Here is a 15559-nt window from a genome sequence, read left to right as displayed (position 1 = left end):
AAATAGAATTGTTTTGAGTCGCAGATATAGCGACACTTGATTTAGGCGGAAAAAAACTGGAAGTTCACAATGAGCTGAAGGATTTTTAGACGAGCACAAAAAAAGGGTAAAAATGGTAATTTACAGAAAATTCAGTTAATTACTTGTAAAAATAGCTCTAGGAAAGCAGTAAAATCAAGGGTTCCGAGAAGCTACCGTAGAAACGAAAGTAAGCCCGAAATTCCGAAAAGAAAAAGAGAGCATCAGATATATCCAAGAGAAGAATCTCCGGATATGCTGATGCTTGACTTGTTTTTAGCTCATTTAAAGACAATGAGGAGCTGTCAGAAGAATATGGGGCTATCGTATAGATGTTTTGAGTTAAGAAGGGATACGTGGAATGAATAAGTAGAATTCTGTAGTTGCTATGTTCCCTCAAAAGATATATACTTAAATTACAAATAAAAGCTGGTCAAGGGAGAGACTTATGGATGTGAAAGACAGTATTTCTGTAACACTAAAGACGATAGATGGAAAAGAAACGAAAGATCAGTCAGCAAAGAATATTTTTTCATATAAACCAATTATGAGTAATATTCTAAAATATACTGTAGAAGAATATAGAGACTGCTCCCTGGAAGAAATTATGAATTGTATAGAAGGTGATACGATTCAGATAGGAACCGCGTTGGTAGAAGAGGATATGGCAAAAACCATACGTGGAGAGGATACAGAATTTCATACGACAGATGAAGCACCAGCAGCATTTGATATTCTGTTCCGTTCTTTAAATCCAAAAGCAGAAGGAAAGCTTCTGGTAAATCTTCATATTGATTTTTAGATACAGCAAAATTACACACCGGGTTATCCGGTTGTAAAAAGAAGTATATATTATGGCTGCCGTAAATTGTCTGCACAATTAGATAAGATAGGGGAAAATGGAAAAGGATATGGTCATTTAGAAAAAGTGTACAGTATCTGGATCTGCCTCGATAATATTCCCAGGAAACTGGAAAATACCATATCATATTATAAGATGCAGAATTACAAAAATGAGGGAATCAAAGACAAAGAGTTCCGAATTGATTCCTGGGAATCAGATCTTTTGGAGATTATAATAGTACGGCTCGGTGGAGAAGGACAGGAAGAAAAGGGACTTTTGGATCTCTTATATGGATTATTTTCCGGAAACCAGAAAAAAGTATTATCATATATTCCAGATTCGGATAATCAAGTTCGTCAGAAGGAGGTGTCTGATATGTTAAGTATGATTTCTTATGCAGAGGAAAATGGAATAAAAAAGGGCGAAAAAAAAGGTGAAAAAAAGGGTGAAAATCGATTAGGAGCACTTATAAATATTCTATTAAAGAATAAACGTTATTCAGATGCTGAGAAAGCATCTGAGGACGAGGTGTATCGTGAACAACTATATAAAGAATATAAATTATAGAAATGGGTGGTTATTTTGAAAACTCCGGGGACTTAAATTTTCGACGACTGGTGATGCTCGAAAGGGTGCTCGTTTCAATCGGAATTGGAGTCTGCATCCTATGAAGTCCAGGTTTTAGTTTTTGCCATTCTAAAGATAGTCTCAGCATATTGTGCTTTTGTCAAGGACATTGAGGTCAGACCGTGCGTCCAGCAAAGAGCATGCAGTCCGACAGGTGGAAATTATAATATAATAAGATTTAGGTAATTAAACAATATCGCATACATAATACAGAAAATGTACTATTTAATCGGAGAAAAATATGTATAGAGAAAGAGTGAACGAAAAACTACCGACAGAATATTTGTTGCATGAATTTGATGAATTGATTTCCTGTAAGAGCCTTGGTAGTTATAATTGTTGTGAAATGGTTTCGATATATCTATGCCAAAGAGAAAAGGAAATGCCGGATAATGTATATACAATTTTTGTATTTGAAACAAGACCGAACGTAGAAAAGAGCTCGGAGAGACTTTTAAAAAAGCTTAAAAGTATTACTGATACATATTCATTAGGAATACAGAGAAAGGTGCTGGATGTATCAGAAGTTCGAAGTATTTTTGAATTATTATGCAACAGTAGAGATAAGAAGGAAGTAGACATCGGAGACGGAAGGTTAGAAACAGGATATCTGGAAGGGGTATCGAAAGTTTTTATTCAGCAGGACAGTACAAAAGAGATGCTTTTAAACAAAGTATTAAAAAATAATTTTATTAATGGAAGTTATATTTTGGAATTTTTTGACTGTGATAAAAAGATTGTAAATGTGTTGAACACAGTGCAGTTCAGAAAGATGACAGATACAATATTCGATGCAATTCCAATTGATTTGTTTTCTGTATCAGATCGTATTGGGAATTTTGTGTTTCAATTTCCGTCAACGAATGTAAGGGTTTCTTATAAAAAAGATGATATGGAGAGACAGTTAACGTATGATGTGTCATTTGATAAAGAATGTGAGTCAGATGATCAATTTCTGGTATTGTCAGAAGGCGTTTTTGATGATTCGATTATTTCATTTGGTACCAGGACATTTAAACAGGAAGGATGTAATACTACATTTGAAGTTGGTGATGCTTCCCGATTTTGCAGGACAACGATAATTGATGTAAAACGGCAATTGATTTTGTCGCGTCAGGAAACAAGCTTTATAAGAAGAATGACGTATGTGCTGCAGATGGGTGCACAGTATGGAGAACAGCGTATCATTTATGATGAAACAGGACAGGTTGTTGACATTATTGAACCCATATCAGCGGAGAATGTTAATATTATAGAACAACCTGTTATTCGGACGCGAGATAGTCATATACATAAGCGTCAGTATAGCAGACGAGTTGATGAGTTATATGCCAGAGCTGAGTTTAGACGGTATGGAAGAGATTCAGAACCGCAGAAAGCTTTGAAAGATGTGATTGCATTGATGAATCGTGCACAAACAGGGAAGGTGTATCTGTGGGATCCTTATCTGACAGTTGAGGATATTTTACATACTTGGTATTTTACGAAAAGTATGAATGTAACGTTATATGCAATTACATCTGGTGAAATTGCCGAAAAAAGTAAAATGAGTGTATGTGATTGGATAGAACAGCAGCAGGAAATTATGGAGAAAAGGAGTAATCATTATGGTATACATGTAGAGCTTAGATGCCAGTGGGCTGATTATGGTTACAGTTTTCATGATCGTTTTCTCATGGTGCTTAATTTAGATCAGGATACCTCTTCTGTCTGGTCACTGGGTACATCTGTGAATAGCCTTGGAAATAAACATCATATTATTCAAAGTGTGGAACATCCACAGATGATGATAGACGCATTTGAAGAATTATGGAATGAGTTGGATGCTCCGGAATGCCTGGTATGGAAGAAAGGAGTATGATGGAGAAGACAATAAAAAAAGATATTTGGGAAATGATCAGTTCGGTGAGTTATAGTACTCATATTGCTGGTAACGCAGGAAGGGCTGATCAGAAATTTTTTGAACATTTGCAGGAAGGTATTGCTGATAATGATTTGGATAAGATATATGAATTCATTGATGCGTATGAGAGGGGAAAAAGTATAAAACCTGATGAATTAGTCTGCAGATTGTTTCAAAAAGCATATAGGGAGGACTCTGCACGTTTATGCCAGCTTTTGGCAGAGAAAAATAACATTGTAGATTATTGGATATTTCTTTCAACTTGCTGTGAAACAGATATGCTTGTGGATTTTGCAAAGATGGATGTAGCATATCCTTGTTTCTATTATGAATGTGCCAGGATTTTGTTGAAACGGACATCGGGTATAGATGAAAAATGCAAAGAGGCAATAATTGCAGCGGTCAAGAGAATTGCTGACAGGGATTTGGCGTTGTGGGAGCGCTGGGTACAAAGAAAGGAACATAATACAAATTGGCAGCAGCTTCTTTTTAGCGTTCTTTCTAAAGTCAGCAGAGAAGCGCTGAAGCGTTTTGCACAGACAATCAATCTGGATATGATGCTGCAGAATCATAAAGAGGATATTGTGGCTTGGGAATTTGAAAGGTTATCGGATACATCAAAAAAATATATCTTAGAAAATATAAGTAAAGATATTTTGGAGAATTGGAATTTATTGTTCGAGAAAAAGAAGAAAAAACATGAGAATTTAAGAGAAATATGGTTTTCTGGTTACTTTAGTTTAATTTTGAATTCTCTTCAATATGATTTGAAAAATAAGGAGGAGTGGAAACTTAGTTTTTTAAATTACGAAAAAATATTAGAAAAAGATATGTATGCATGGTATGAGAAAACGACACATATGTGTTGCGCTTTTTTCTATGATATAACGCAGATATTTTATATTGTACTGGCAGGGCAGGAAAAGCAGATTATAGAGGCGGATGAAAGCGTGACTCAAAGTATCAGGAAGATACAGTTATTTATACGGCGGCATGAGGATTACTGGAAGGATCATGTTAAACAAAAAATAGAACTGGAACATAGACTAGAGGCGATGTTGTAGATTTAAGTGGAAATTCATAACCAGTAAAGGACAAAGGATGAATATTTTAATAGTAGGAAATGGATTTGATTTGGCACATGGTTTGCCCACGAAATATGCGGATTTTCTGAAGTTTATAGATTTTTTTTACAAGCATAAGGCACAAGAAAGTTCAGGATTAGAATTGATTGCGGGAGAGGATATCAATTGCTATAAGTATTTTACAGACTTATTTAACAGTAAACAAGATTCTGAATTTGATCAGTATTTATATGATCAATCAAGAAAAACAATTCATGAGTTAAGTGATTTGTGCAAGGATAATGCATGGATTAAATATTTTTCAGAGGTGTATAAAAGCAGAGAGCAAAAAGGAAAAGACGGGTGGATTGACTTTGAAAGTGAAATTTCCCTGATTATACAGACATTCAACAGTGTAAGCAGGGATATACAAGAGACCATACAAAAGGGAGGCGTAGGAACGGTGCTTTCACAAAGGCAATTAAACGTTCTTGCACTATTTTTGGAAAAGATGGATAGTTCATCAGGAATGGCGACCCATGTCTGGAAAAAAGAAGAAATTGACTTTTGGAAACAGAAACTTCTGGAAGATCTGAATAAACTTACACGTGCACTTGAAATTTATCTCTCAGATTATATTAGCAATTTTATGCTGGGAAATGGACTGCCAGATATAAAAAACTTGCCATATTTGGACAAAATTTTATCGTTCAACTATACATGTACATATCAGAGGATATACGGAGAACATCCGTTTTTGGAGTTTGATTATGTGCATGGAAAAGCTGATTTAAGGAATGATATCCAATCTACAAATATGGTGCTTGGAATTGATGAATATCTGGAAGGAGATGCGAGAGATAAAGACCTCGAATTTATAGAATTTAAGAAATTTTTTCAAAGAATACATAAGGAAACAGGGGGCTTATATGAAGGCTGGCTTGAGGAAATTCAGTCTGAGAAAAAAATATATGAAATATCAGCAATCGTTAAAGAGAATGGAATAGTTAAAAAGCATCACAGAGTAGTTAAGTACCATAAAGTTTTTATATTTGGACATTCATTAGACATTACGGATAAGGATATATTAAGAAAATTTATTTTAAACGAAAATGTTAAGATAATAATTTTTTACACCGATAAAGAGGATTATAAAAAGAAGATTATCAATCTGATAAAAATTATAGGGCAGGATGAATTGGTAAAGAGAACGGGTGGGAAAAATAAAACAATAGTGTTTCAAAAGATAAATACGTGCACATTGGAATCTGATTCCATGAGGGAAAAATAAAAAAGAATAAAGCAGGGGAAGATTTGTGAATCCAGACAATAGTGCATTTCAGTTTGCTCTGAATTCCAGAATATATGTGGATAAGACAGATCTTATTAGTATGCACGATGGAGAAAGAGATGAAGAAATGTCTTGTCAATGATTGACAATCGGTAGTATATCTGCTATATATGAGACATATATCTGAGAAAAATCGTTAACCGTTCGGTTATTTAATTTCCCTGTGTGACAATATGATAGAAATGATATACAGAAAAACATGACATATTAAAAGTAAAGGGTGATAAGATGCTTACAATTGTAAATGGAGTTACATCTAAACAGGTGCTTGCAAATGAAATTATAAATCTTTTGGAAACAATGGGATTAGACGGATATTTTTATTTGGGCTACCCTGTTTTAGGGGGAATTGATGGAAAAATTAAAGTTGATGCATTGTTAGTGAGCGAACAGACGGGTATTGTACTTTTTGATCTGGAAACATTAGCAGAAGAAAATATGGAAGATAAAATTCAGTTATTGGATGAACTATATAATAATATGGAAGCCAAGCTGAAAAGATATGGATATCTGTCAAAAAGACGAGTTTTACAAGTGCCGATTAATGTACTGTCTTATGCACCCCTTTATAAAACGAAGAGTGATGAAATTTGTACATCAATAGAAGAAGTAAAGGAATATTTAGAAAGTCTGGAATGGAAACAGGGCGAAGAATATTATAAGAAATTATTGGAAGCGATTCAGATGATTTCACAACTGAAAAAAAGAGGTGGCAGAAAAAATCTTCAGAAGGCTTCGTCAAGGGGATCAAAATTAAAAGCAATTGAAGACCAGATTTCCTGCCTGGACAAGTATCAAAGTAAGGCAGTCATTGAAACGGTAGAAGGTGTTCAACGAATCCGGGGTCTGGCAGGATCGGGAAAAACAATTGTTCTGGCATTAAAGGTAGCATATCTGTATACTATGTATGAAAATAAGATGATAGCAGTTACATTTAACAGCCGGGCATTAAAGGGTCAATTTATTCAACTGATCACAAACTTTATTGTTGAAAATACAAATGAGGAACCTGATTGGAGCAGAATTAAAATAATTCATGCATGGGGAAGTAAAAATTCAGAAGGTCTGTATTTCAATTTTTGTAAGGCAAATAATCTAGTTTGTTATGATTATATGGATGCGTGCCAGAAATATGGAAGAAATTCATCTGCTTTTGACAGAGTATGTGAAGAAGCCGTAGAATCAGTAACGAATCCCCAGCCATTGTATGATGTGATTTTAGTAGACGAAGCACAGGATTTTTCAAAATATTTTCTTCAGATGTGTTATATGTCACTCCCACATGAAAGCCGTATGCTTGTATATGCATATGATGAACTCCAAAGCCTGGATAACAAAAACGTTGAATCTCCGGAAGACATTTTTGGATACAGTAATGGACGGCCGAATGTAGTGCTTGATAACAGTAATGGTAAGGCGGAGGATATTGTCTTATCAAAATGTTATCGTAATTCAAGACCAGTTCTTATTACAGCACACAGCCTGGGATTTGGAATTTACAGAAAAAAAGAGGCACGGGAGGAAACATCGTTAGTTCAATTATTTGAAGATAAACAGTTATGGGAAGATATTGGATATACAGTGAAAGAAGGTGTGATCAGAGATGGAGAATTTGTAACGCTATATAGAACAGAAGAAACAAGTCCTGCATTTTTAGAGGATCATTCGTCAATTGACGATCTTATACAATTTAGAAGATTTGAAAATAATGTACAGGAAGCGGATTGGATAGTTGAAGATATCGAAAAAAATCTGCATGATGAAGAATTAAGATATCAGGACATTATGATCATTCACCCTGATCCCAAAATTACGAAGAGTTACGTGTCACATATCCGTGTTAAATTAATGGAAAAGGGAATTAAATCGCATATTGTTGGGGTACAGACAACACCAGATGATTTTTTTCAGGAGGATTCTATTGCAATCTCTCAGATTTACAGAGCAAAAGGAAATGAAGCAGCAATTGTTTATCTGATAAATGCGGATCTTTGCGCAAGAGGCATCAACTTATCAAGAAAACGAAATATTATATTTACTGCTATGACAAGATCGAAGGCATGGGTACGGGTTAGCGGAATCGGAGATGATATGGATCTGTTAATACAGGAGTTTAACAGCGTTAAGGAAAGGAATTTTCAATTAGAGTTCACGTACCCGGACAAATCACAACGAAAGAATATGAGAATTATTCATAGAGACATGACTCAAAATGAATTAAGAGATATCAGAAAAAGCAATTCTAATCTGGCGGATATTACCAGTAAACTTGCAAATGGAGAAATTCGAAAAGAAGATTTAGATGAAGATACTGTGAATCGCTTAAAGGATGTGCTGTATAATTGAAAGAACAAGAAAAAGTATTTCGAGAGTTAAAGAAAGTTACAAGGGAATTGATCAGATGTGGACTGGCAGAAGAATATAACTATCCTGTAATTCAACAAATGGATATTGTATGGGAAAAATATCAAAATATTTCGTTATATTTAAGGAATATGGATTACAGTACAATTTATGATGAAATAGAAAAAAATCATAATTATAATGTTAAATTGCCAGATGGCGGTATCATACAGTTGATGTATCGCTTTAATAGAACGGGAAAAGAATTGATTTCGCACAGATTGGGGTATTATCCATCACCGTCGTATGAACTTTATCAGAATGATCCGGAATTATACGATGTTGACTATATTTACGGAGATATTTTAAATAAATCTGTATTGCCTGTGATTATTCGAGCTGATTACAATCGAGATCCGGAGGAGAGCGAACTGCATCATCCATATTCACATATTACTTTAGGGGGATATAAAAATTGTAGAATTCCTGTAGATCGTCCAATATCACCGATGAAATTTGTGAAATTTATTATGGAACATTTTTATTATGTTCCGAGTTCACAGTTGGAATTCAATTTTGAAATTGAGGGTATAGTAGCTTTCGAAGAACATATTGCAGAAAAAGACATAAATAAGAGCAGAATAATAGTATGAAAATGGAGAATGAAATATGGAAATTGTTAGAGAATCTATATTCATACAAACAGCTATAAAATTATAGTGTAAATTATAGTAGAAAAGTAATTGACATATTCATGGTGGCAAGTTAATATAATATTAACAACAGGCAACAGGAGTGTCTGTCAAGCGTTGAAGTAAGGTGTTGTGCCAGGAGGCAGTGCCTTACCAGCTTTATAAGGGTTTAGCATTTACCACAATCTGGCTAGGGAGCAAAAGCTCTCAAAAGAAAATGCTGGGAGGCTCTGCCAAGTGCAGGGCCTTTCTTAATTTTATTATGAAAATAAAGGGAGTTGCGGAAAATATAGATGAGAACAGTTGTTGATTGTGTATCATCATTTATTCCTCTCTTATCAACAATCAACAGAGTATGAAATTGTTCTGGGAAGAAAAAATGTTGCGGTTAAACTTATAATAACGTTTGATAAGAAGGACTGTTTTCATTTGATGGGATTACAGGATTACATATATTATACGACAGATTGAAAAAAGATGTAAAATAGCAAGATTGCCTGATGGAAAATATTTATTCCATCAGGCAATCCTATGTAAACATTTCTTTAGTTTTGATTATTCTGCAGATTCTTTAGAAACAGAATTTTTCTTTTTTCTGGATTTACCAGAAATCATTTTATGACCGGAGTAGATAGCCATAATCATGCAGAGAAGAGAGCTGCAAGCAAAATATTTGTGAGCAGTTTTCATGTTTTTATAGCCGGTATAAAAGGTTCCAATCATGGCTGCCAATGCACCAAGTGACCAATATTTATGTGCTTTCATTTGAATATACCTCCTGCGTTTTTTTATATAATACCTCTTTTTAGAAAGCATGAAAACAGGAAATTTATAAATTCTGTTCTTTCTCAATCTGCTGTTCCTGTTCGTAGCTCTTCCCAAGGATCATATCAATATTGGCAGACACGGTACGAAACTCCCGTTCATAATTCCGGCGGTTAGAAAAATCTTCCCGTTGCATATTTCGCAATTCAATAAGTCGGTCTTTTTCAGCATAGAGGGATTTCGTGGAAGGCAGCTTATTTCCGACAGATTTTTCTTTCAGTGTTCGGAGAGCTGTATCATAAAGAGAAACTTTTTATTTTTATGGTAATAGCTGTTTAGTTTCTGACATTCAGATTACAAACCTGTTTGCGGCAGAGTTATTGATGCCGTATGAAGTCTTTCGGAAAAATTTCTTTGCACATATGAACGAATTGGAAATAACTCCCGGGAAGGTACGGTTGGATGAGGCTATCCGTCTGATTGTTTGTCAGATGAGTGATTTTTTGGTTCCTTATGTGATTAGCATAAATTAAGTCTGCGAAGCAAACGATACTCCTTGGGCTTTGCACAAGGAGATTCATATTTATTGTATTTCGCAGTGTATTACTGGACGCGGAGTGAACAGTAACCAGTAAATAAACAATTTATTGACAAATAACTGACCAGATGTAATAATACCACTCAGAGATAGTATTTGGACTCAAAACTATACTCTGGCTGAAATCACTGGAATCTTATATAAAAGCAGCCAGCCGGAATCCGGAAACGGGAACGGAGGGATGTATGTAATTTTAAAAGATACGAGCCGGTATTTATGATACAAAAAATCAGATTTCCAATAATCTATGGAATAGTAAAACATATTTTATGTATCAGAAACAGGACTCAATATACAGGGAATCAATCAGAAGCGTTTCAGGGTCAAAGTGTATCCTGATGCGCTTTTTTTGCAGATCATAAAGGTATATTTCCTTTTTATGGTGCTGCTTGACTCTGATTTTTCCCGCAGGAAAGGACTATATAAGATGACAATAGAAATGTTAAAAGGAAAAATCCACAGAGCAACTGTTATCCAGGCTGAACTGGATTATGTGGGAAGCATTACTGTGGATGAAGAACTGCTGGAAGCTGCCGGAATACTGGAATATGAGAAAGTTCAGATTGTAGATGTGAACAATGGCAGTCGATTCGAGACATACACAATCTGCGGAAAACGCGGAAGCGGTATGATCTGTCTGAACGGAGCAGCAGCAAGATGTGTAAGCACAGGTGACAAGATTATCATCATGGCTTACGCAGGATATGAGCCTGAAGAGGCACGCACTCATAAGCCTGCAGTTGTATTTGTAGATGAAGAGAATAAGATCAGCAGAGTGACCAATTATGAGAAACATGGTCTGCTGAAAGACATGGCCTGAAAACGTTGATATCAGATTAGAGGCTATCATAAGATGAAAGTGAATTCAGAAAAGAGGCTATCTCAAAATCTATGATACCGGTCCATTGACCGAGAAAGAGGAGATAACAATGCAGGTAACAAAAACAGTAGAAGAAACAAGAAAACAGATCAAAGCATGGAAAAAAGAAGGTAAAACTATAGGTCTTGTTCCAACAATGGGATTTCTTCATGAGGGACATGCAAGTCTGATCAAAAAATGCAGAGAACAGAACGACATTGTAGTTGTGTCTGACTTTGTCAATCCAACACAGTTTGGTCCGACAGAGGATCTTGAGGCATATCCAAGAGATTTCGAACGCGACAGCAAACTCTGTGAAAGTCTTGGCACAGACCTGATCTTCTGCCCTGAACCTTCTGAAATGTATCATGATCCCCATGCATTTGTAAGTATCGATACATTATCTGAGACACTTTGTGGAAAAACACGTCCTATCCATTTCAAAGGTGTGTGCACAGTTGTAACCAAGCTGTTCCATATTGTAGCCCCGGACAGAGCATATTTCGGACAGAAGGATGCTCAGCAGCTGGCCATCATCCGCAAAATGGTCCAGGATCTGAATTTTGATATAGAAATCGTAGGCTGCCCGATTGTCCGTGAAGAGGACGGACTGGCAAAATCCTCCAGAAATACATATTTAAGCGATGAAGAGAGAAAGGCTGCTCTCTGTCTGTCCAGATCCGTAAAACTCGGACAGGAAATCATTCACGCAGGCATTTCCGCAGAAGAACTTCTCGGCAAAATGCGTGCAGTGATCGAGGCAGAGCCTCTGGCAAAAATCGATTACGTTTCCATGGTAGATGCACTTACCATGCAGCCTGTGGAAAAAGCTGATCATAATGTTCTCGTAGCAATGGCTGTCTATATTGGCAAAACAAGACTGATCGATAACTTCAGCTACGAGGTATAATATATGGAAAATATTTTAAAGAAAATAGGAAAAATCAGCAGTTTTGCATCCAGATATATTGGAATCATCATCATTGCCTTTTCATGCCTTGCCTTTTTCTGGAGGGATGGATTTGCATGGATGACAAATTATACATCTGTTTTTCTGGGCGTGATCATGTTTGGTATGGGACTGACCATACGTCTGGAAGACTTCCGGGCAATTTTTTCCAGACCAAAGGAAGTGATCATTGGCGCAGTTGCACAGTATACGATCATGCCAGTCGTAGCCTGGGTATTGTGTAAAGTTATGAATCTTCCCGCAGATCTGGCTCTGGGTGTGATTCTTGTGGGATGCTGTCCTGGTGGAACAGCCAGCAATGTGATCACCTATATTGCAGGCGGTGATGTTGCACTTTCAGTAGGAATGACCATCGTTTCCACTCTGGCTGCTCCTGTTATGACTCCATTTCTTGTGTACATTCTGGCAGGTGCCTGGGTGGAAGTATCCTTCTGGGCAATGGTACTTTCTGTTGTAAAAGTAATTCTGGTTCCTGTACTTCTTGGAATCCTTCTCCGTACACTTGCAGGAGATCATGTAGATAAAGTTTCAGATGTTATGCCATTGATCTCTGTTGTAGCCATTGTTATGATCATTGGCGGAATCGTGGCAATTAATGCAGAGAAAATCTTAAGCTGCGGAGTTCTGGTCCTTGGCGTTGTTGCGATCCACAATTTCTGTGGTATGATGCTTGGGCTCCTTGCAGCAAAAATTTTCCATGTAGAATATACACGGGCAACAGCTATAGCTATTGAAGTGGGCATGCAAAACAGCGGACTGGCAGTTTCTCTGGCAGCAGCTAACTTTGTAGCCAATCCACTGGCAACTCTTCCAGGTGCTATTTTCAGTGTATGGCATAATATTGCAGGCTCCATCTTTGCAGGAATCCGCCGTTCCGGCGTAGAAAACAGGACACGCACAGGTGAAAATGGTGTGTCAGCAGCATAAATAACAAGGGAACGTAGAAAACAAAAAATCCCCGGAATCCTTGGCTTAACAGTGATAAGAAACTAATTTGCTTATCTACTGCCAGCTAACGGATTCCGGGGCAAAAATAACTACTTGAATTTTTTTGCTTTTATGACATCTATAATTATCCCTTTGTTTTTTATAAGCTTTATTCGCCAACTCTCAATTTCTCAGCATTTTGAACGGAATATCCCATATCATAGGCTTTTTTGAAAACACTTTGATTTCTGACTAATCCGGCATCCATCACGTTTGCTGCATATATCTTTCCTGCAATCTTGTATTCTTCCAGATGTTCTACAAAACCATCCAGATCACCAAGCGGTCTTTCAATGATGTCCTCGCCCAGACCAGCCGATATAATATAGTAAACTTCTTTTTTACCAAGATGCTGCCAGATAGGATAAGTGCGGTCAATAAAGGTCTTCATCTGGGCACTGATTCCATAAAAATAAACCGGAGTAGCCAGTACAAGTACATCTGCTTTCCGAAACATTCCGAGTATTTCAGCCATGTCATCTTTTAATACACAGGTACCGCCATTTCTCATACAGCCGTCGCAGGCTCTGTACCATGTTCACCTGATGTCCTTTTGCTTCTGCACCTTTTTTGAACTGCTCACAGCTAAACAGTTCTCTGACTGTATTTTCATATACCACACATTTCTCTGCCTTCTTAATCTTTTTGGCATATTTTTTACTGTTAGTAAAGAATGTCATGGTTCGACCCTATGAAGTACGGCCCTATAAAGTATAGATATTTATCTACAATCTCCCAGTAGCCGCTCTTAGGCGAACCATTCTTCTTAATGACAGCTATGGCTTACGCATCCATGCTCGCCACATGTATGTCCTTCCCCGTGGTTGTGCTCGTGATGAGAACACTTCACATTTGGATTATACGCAAGTGTTTCATTGATAAAGGCTTCTACCGCTTCATCTGCATCTCCGGAAACTCCTCCGAAAAGCTTAATACCGGCTGCCGCTAAAGCTGTCTGTGCGCCCCCTCCGATTCCGCCACAGATCAAAACATCTGCATTCAATGCATTAAGAACTCCTGCCAATGCGCCATGTCCGCTTCCGTTGGTATCTACTACCTCTGAATGTACCACTTTCCCTTCTTCTACATCATAAATCTTAAATGTTTCTGTGTGTCCAAAGTGCTGGAAAATCTGTCCGTTTTCATATGTTACTGCTATTCTCATAATACCTTCTCCTTTTTCCACTGCATATTTTTGATAAAGCTCCTGCTTGTAACATCCTCCAAGGTTGCAGTCGCTACTTTGACCATCGCAGATTCTGAAATCCCCGCCCTCAATTCTAAGCGGATGTCCATCAATAAGTGCATCTGCTATTTTCTTCCTGGCAATCTCGTAAATTCGTTGAACTGTTGTTCTTGCGATCTGCATAGATACTGCACACTGCTCCTGACTGTAACCTTTCTTGTCCAAAAGACGAATTGTTTCATACTCATCTACCGTCAGAATAATGGGGGCTTTTTTCTCCGTATCATCTGCCGGAAGAAATTCTAAAACATTGGGAAAATGGCAGACTTTTCTGCATTTTATTGGTCTTGGCATAAACTGCTCCTTTCTTGTTATAATATAATAGTTCTATAAAGGGCATATGTCAATAACATTTTTGACATATGCCTTTTTAACCAAATCAAGTAAGTCCCCTGCTTCAATTGCGAAGAGCAAACGGGCATCGGAGAGACTTCTGGAAAGCAGTACGAAATATCTTGAAGAGAAGCTGAAACTCACAGTCAACAGAGAGAAGCTTAATGAGATACTGACTGGTTATCTCCATTACTATGGCATCACTGACAATTCAGAGAGAATTACAGCATTTCGTTATAATGTTATGAAAAGCTACAATTTTAAATATCAGGGGAGATCGAGGTCTCTTATCTTCAAATATTCCACAAGCTTAAAAGACATTCTCAACAGAAACTCTGTCATGGGATCGTTTAAATCGGCTTTACCTATTTCAATGATTTTTTCCATTCGATAAGCCAGCGAATTCCTGTGAATACACAAAATGTTAGCTGTTTCCTTATTGTTATGGAAACACTGTAGATATACCTCAAGTGTATGGTAAAGTTCATTTCCCGTTCTCTGGTCATATTTATTCAGTCTGTAAAGGGCAGGGTGGATATAATCTGCAAGTTTTTCTGGTTCTTTGATCTTGTTCATCATTTCGTAGAACTCAATTTCAGAATACCGATGAATTTGATGCTCCATCGGATACCTTTGATCCCATGATATTTCCTTCTTAAGGTTATCAGGGATTCTGTGATTCCATTCAAGAACTGTCCGCGCCTGCTGATAAGCTCTGTAAAATTCATCCATTTTTGAAAAAACCAGGGAGATTCCTACATCCAGATGATACTCTGCCATCGTTTTAAGCATTATTTTTTGAGTATCTACAAATATAACAGAACTCTGATCTGGTACAAGCAGGACTAGTGCATTGTCGTGGACAGTCATATATGCTTCCGGAAAGATATGTCGGAATCACAGGATAAAGCTGCTGCTTTAATTTATTTTCCTTCAAAAATGTCTTCGGTTGGATACAA

General features: G+C 36.9%; 15 protein-coding genes. 10 read left to right on the top strand and 5 right to left on the bottom strand.

Annotated features, from left to right (window positions below; genetic code table 11):
- The first annotated feature begins 466 nt into the window (after positions 1-466).
- The 7 genes from AC075J_RS01065 (at position 467) to AC075J_RS01035 (ending at position 8803) form a co-directional block, all read left to right on the top strand.
- Entirely contained in the window at positions 467-820 is a 354-nt protein-coding gene (locus AC075J_RS01065) for a hypothetical protein (RefSeq protein WP_055058992.1), read from the top strand.
- A gap of 417 nt (positions 821-1237) precedes the next feature.
- Positions 1238-1429 (top strand): hypothetical protein, encoded by a 192-nt coding sequence (locus AC075J_RS01060; protein WP_133303294.1) that lies wholly within the window; start codon positions 1238-1240, stop codon positions 1427-1429.
- A gap of 442 nt (positions 1430-1871) precedes the next feature.
- Positions 1872-3350: a VPA1262 family N-terminal domain-containing protein gene (locus AC075J_RS01055; RefSeq protein WP_055058990.1), complete on the top strand. Its 1479-nt coding sequence runs from the start codon at positions 1872-1874 to the stop codon at positions 3348-3350.
- The gene (locus AC075J_RS01050) at positions 3347-4456 is read left to right on the top strand and encodes a hypothetical protein (RefSeq protein ID WP_055058989.1); all 1110 of its coding nucleotides are present in this window, start codon (positions 3347-3349) and stop codon (positions 4454-4456) included. Before AC075J_RS01055 ends, AC075J_RS01050 begins: the two co-directional genes overlap by 4 nt.
- A gap of 37 nt (positions 4457-4493) precedes the next feature.
- The gene (locus AC075J_RS01045) at positions 4494-5747 is read left to right on the top strand and encodes an AbiH family protein (RefSeq protein WP_020993837.1); all 1254 of its coding nucleotides are present in this window, start codon (positions 4494-4496) and stop codon (positions 5745-5747) included.
- Positions 5748-6035: 288 nt separating this feature from the next.
- Entirely contained in the window at positions 6036-8153 is a 2118-nt protein-coding gene (locus AC075J_RS01040; protein ID WP_008704369.1) for a DEAD/DEAH box helicase, read from the top strand.
- Entirely contained in the window at positions 8150-8803 is a 654-nt protein-coding gene (locus tag AC075J_RS01035; RefSeq protein WP_008704368.1) for a DUF2290 domain-containing protein, read from the top strand. Before AC075J_RS01040 ends, AC075J_RS01035 begins: the two co-directional genes overlap by 4 nt.
- A gap of 594 nt (positions 8804-9397) precedes the next feature.
- Here the strand turns inward: AC075J_RS01035 and AC075J_RS01030 are convergent.
- Complete coding sequence (locus tag AC075J_RS01030) at positions 9398-9607, bottom strand: DUF6219 family protein (RefSeq protein WP_008704367.1); 210 nt, start codon at positions 9605-9607, stop codon at positions 9398-9400.
- Positions 9608-10632: 1025 nt separating this feature from the next.
- Here AC075J_RS01030 and panD point away from each other — a divergent pair.
- From panD to AC075J_RS01015, 3 genes are all read left to right on the top strand, one after another.
- Positions 10633-11025 carry an aspartate 1-decarboxylase gene (gene panD / locus AC075J_RS01025; protein WP_008704365.1) on the top strand — a complete coding sequence of 131 codons (393 nt, stop codon included), beginning with the start codon at positions 10633-10635 and terminating at the stop codon, positions 11023-11025.
- Between the two features lie 109 nt (positions 11026-11134).
- Positions 11135-11974 (top strand): pantoate--beta-alanine ligase, encoded by an 840-nt coding sequence (panC, locus tag AC075J_RS01020; protein WP_008704364.1) that lies wholly within the window; start codon positions 11135-11137, stop codon positions 11972-11974.
- Positions 11975-11977: 3 nt separating this feature from the next.
- A complete protein-coding gene (locus AC075J_RS01015; RefSeq protein ID WP_008704363.1) occupies positions 11978-12961 on the top strand; it encodes a bile acid:sodium symporter family protein in 984 nt (327 codons plus the stop codon).
- A gap of 169 nt (positions 12962-13130) precedes the next feature.
- Here the strand turns inward: AC075J_RS01015 and AC075J_RS01010 are convergent, their stop codons facing one another.
- The 4 genes from AC075J_RS01010 to AC075J_RS00995 all read right to left on the bottom strand — a co-directional run bounded on the left by AC075J_RS01010 (position 13131) and on the right by AC075J_RS00995 (position 15488).
- Positions 13131-13532 carry a flavodoxin family protein gene (locus tag AC075J_RS01010; RefSeq protein ID WP_226839702.1) on the bottom strand — a complete coding sequence of 134 codons (402 nt, stop codon included), beginning with the start codon at positions 13530-13532 and terminating at the stop codon, positions 13131-13133.
- Positions 13498-13701: a hypothetical protein gene (locus tag AC075J_RS01005; RefSeq protein WP_226839703.1), complete on the bottom strand. Its 204-nt coding sequence runs from the start codon at positions 13699-13701 to the stop codon at positions 13498-13500. The genes AC075J_RS01010 and AC075J_RS01005 overlap by 35 nt, the downstream gene beginning before the upstream one ends.
- Before the next feature lie 86 nt (positions 13702-13787).
- Positions 13788-14561: a DUF134 domain-containing protein gene (locus tag AC075J_RS01000; protein WP_025580427.1), complete on the bottom strand. Its 774-nt coding sequence runs from the start codon at positions 14559-14561 to the stop codon at positions 13788-13790.
- Positions 14562-14867: 306 nt separating this feature from the next.
- Positions 14868-15488, bottom strand: coding sequence for a PucR family transcriptional regulator (locus AC075J_RS00995; RefSeq protein WP_476389862.1), 621 nt, complete (start codon positions 15486-15488; stop codon positions 14868-14870).
- Positions 15489-15559: the final 71 nt, after the last annotated feature.

Source organism: Blautia sp. ZXY-1-C6, assembly GCF_056339875.1.
The sequence above is the reverse complement of the archived record's forward strand: the minus strand, read 5'-3'. Positions and strand labels throughout refer to the sequence as shown.

Excerpts from the sequence above, each read along its gene's own strand:
- AC075J_RS01065 (WP_055058992.1), top strand. The coding sequence starts at position 467 with ATGGATGTGAAAGACAGTATTTCTGTAACACTAAAGACGATAGATGGA.
- AC075J_RS01060 (WP_133303294.1), top strand. The coding sequence starts at position 1,238 with ATGTTAAGTATGATTTCTTATGCAGAGGAAAATGGAATAAAAAAGGGC.
- AC075J_RS01055 (WP_055058990.1), top strand. The coding sequence starts at position 1,872 with ATGCCGGATAATGTATATACAATTTTTGTATTTGAAACAAGACCGAAC.
- AC075J_RS01050 (WP_055058989.1), top strand. The coding sequence starts at position 3,347 with ATGATGGAGAAGACAATAAAAAAAGATATTTGGGAAATGATCAGTTCG.
- AC075J_RS01045 (WP_020993837.1), top strand. The coding sequence starts at position 4,494 with ATGAATATTTTAATAGTAGGAAATGGATTTGATTTGGCACATGGTTTG.
- AC075J_RS01040 (WP_008704369.1), top strand. The coding sequence starts at position 6,036 with ATGCTTACAATTGTAAATGGAGTTACATCTAAACAGGTGCTTGCAAAT.
- AC075J_RS01030 (WP_008704367.1), bottom strand. The coding sequence starts at position 9,607 with ATGAAAGCACATAAATATTGGTCACTTGGTGCATTGGCAGCCATGATT.
- panD (WP_008704365.1), top strand. The coding sequence starts at position 10,633 with ATGACAATAGAAATGTTAAAAGGAAAAATCCACAGAGCAACTGTTATC.
- panC (WP_008704364.1), top strand. The coding sequence starts at position 11,135 with ATGCAGGTAACAAAAACAGTAGAAGAAACAAGAAAACAGATCAAAGCA.
- AC075J_RS01015 (WP_008704363.1), top strand. The coding sequence starts at position 11,978 with ATGGAAAATATTTTAAAGAAAATAGGAAAAATCAGCAGTTTTGCATCC.
- AC075J_RS01010 (WP_226839702.1), bottom strand. The coding sequence starts at position 13,532 with ATGAGAAATGGCGGTACCTGTGTATTAAAAGATGACATGGCTGAAATA.
- AC075J_RS01005 (WP_226839703.1), bottom strand. The coding sequence starts at position 13,701 with ATGACATTCTTTACTAACAGTAAAAAATATGCCAAAAAGATTAAGAAG.
- AC075J_RS01000 (WP_025580427.1), bottom strand. The coding sequence starts at position 14,561 with ATGCCAAGACCAATAAAATGCAGAAAAGTCTGCCATTTTCCCAATGTT.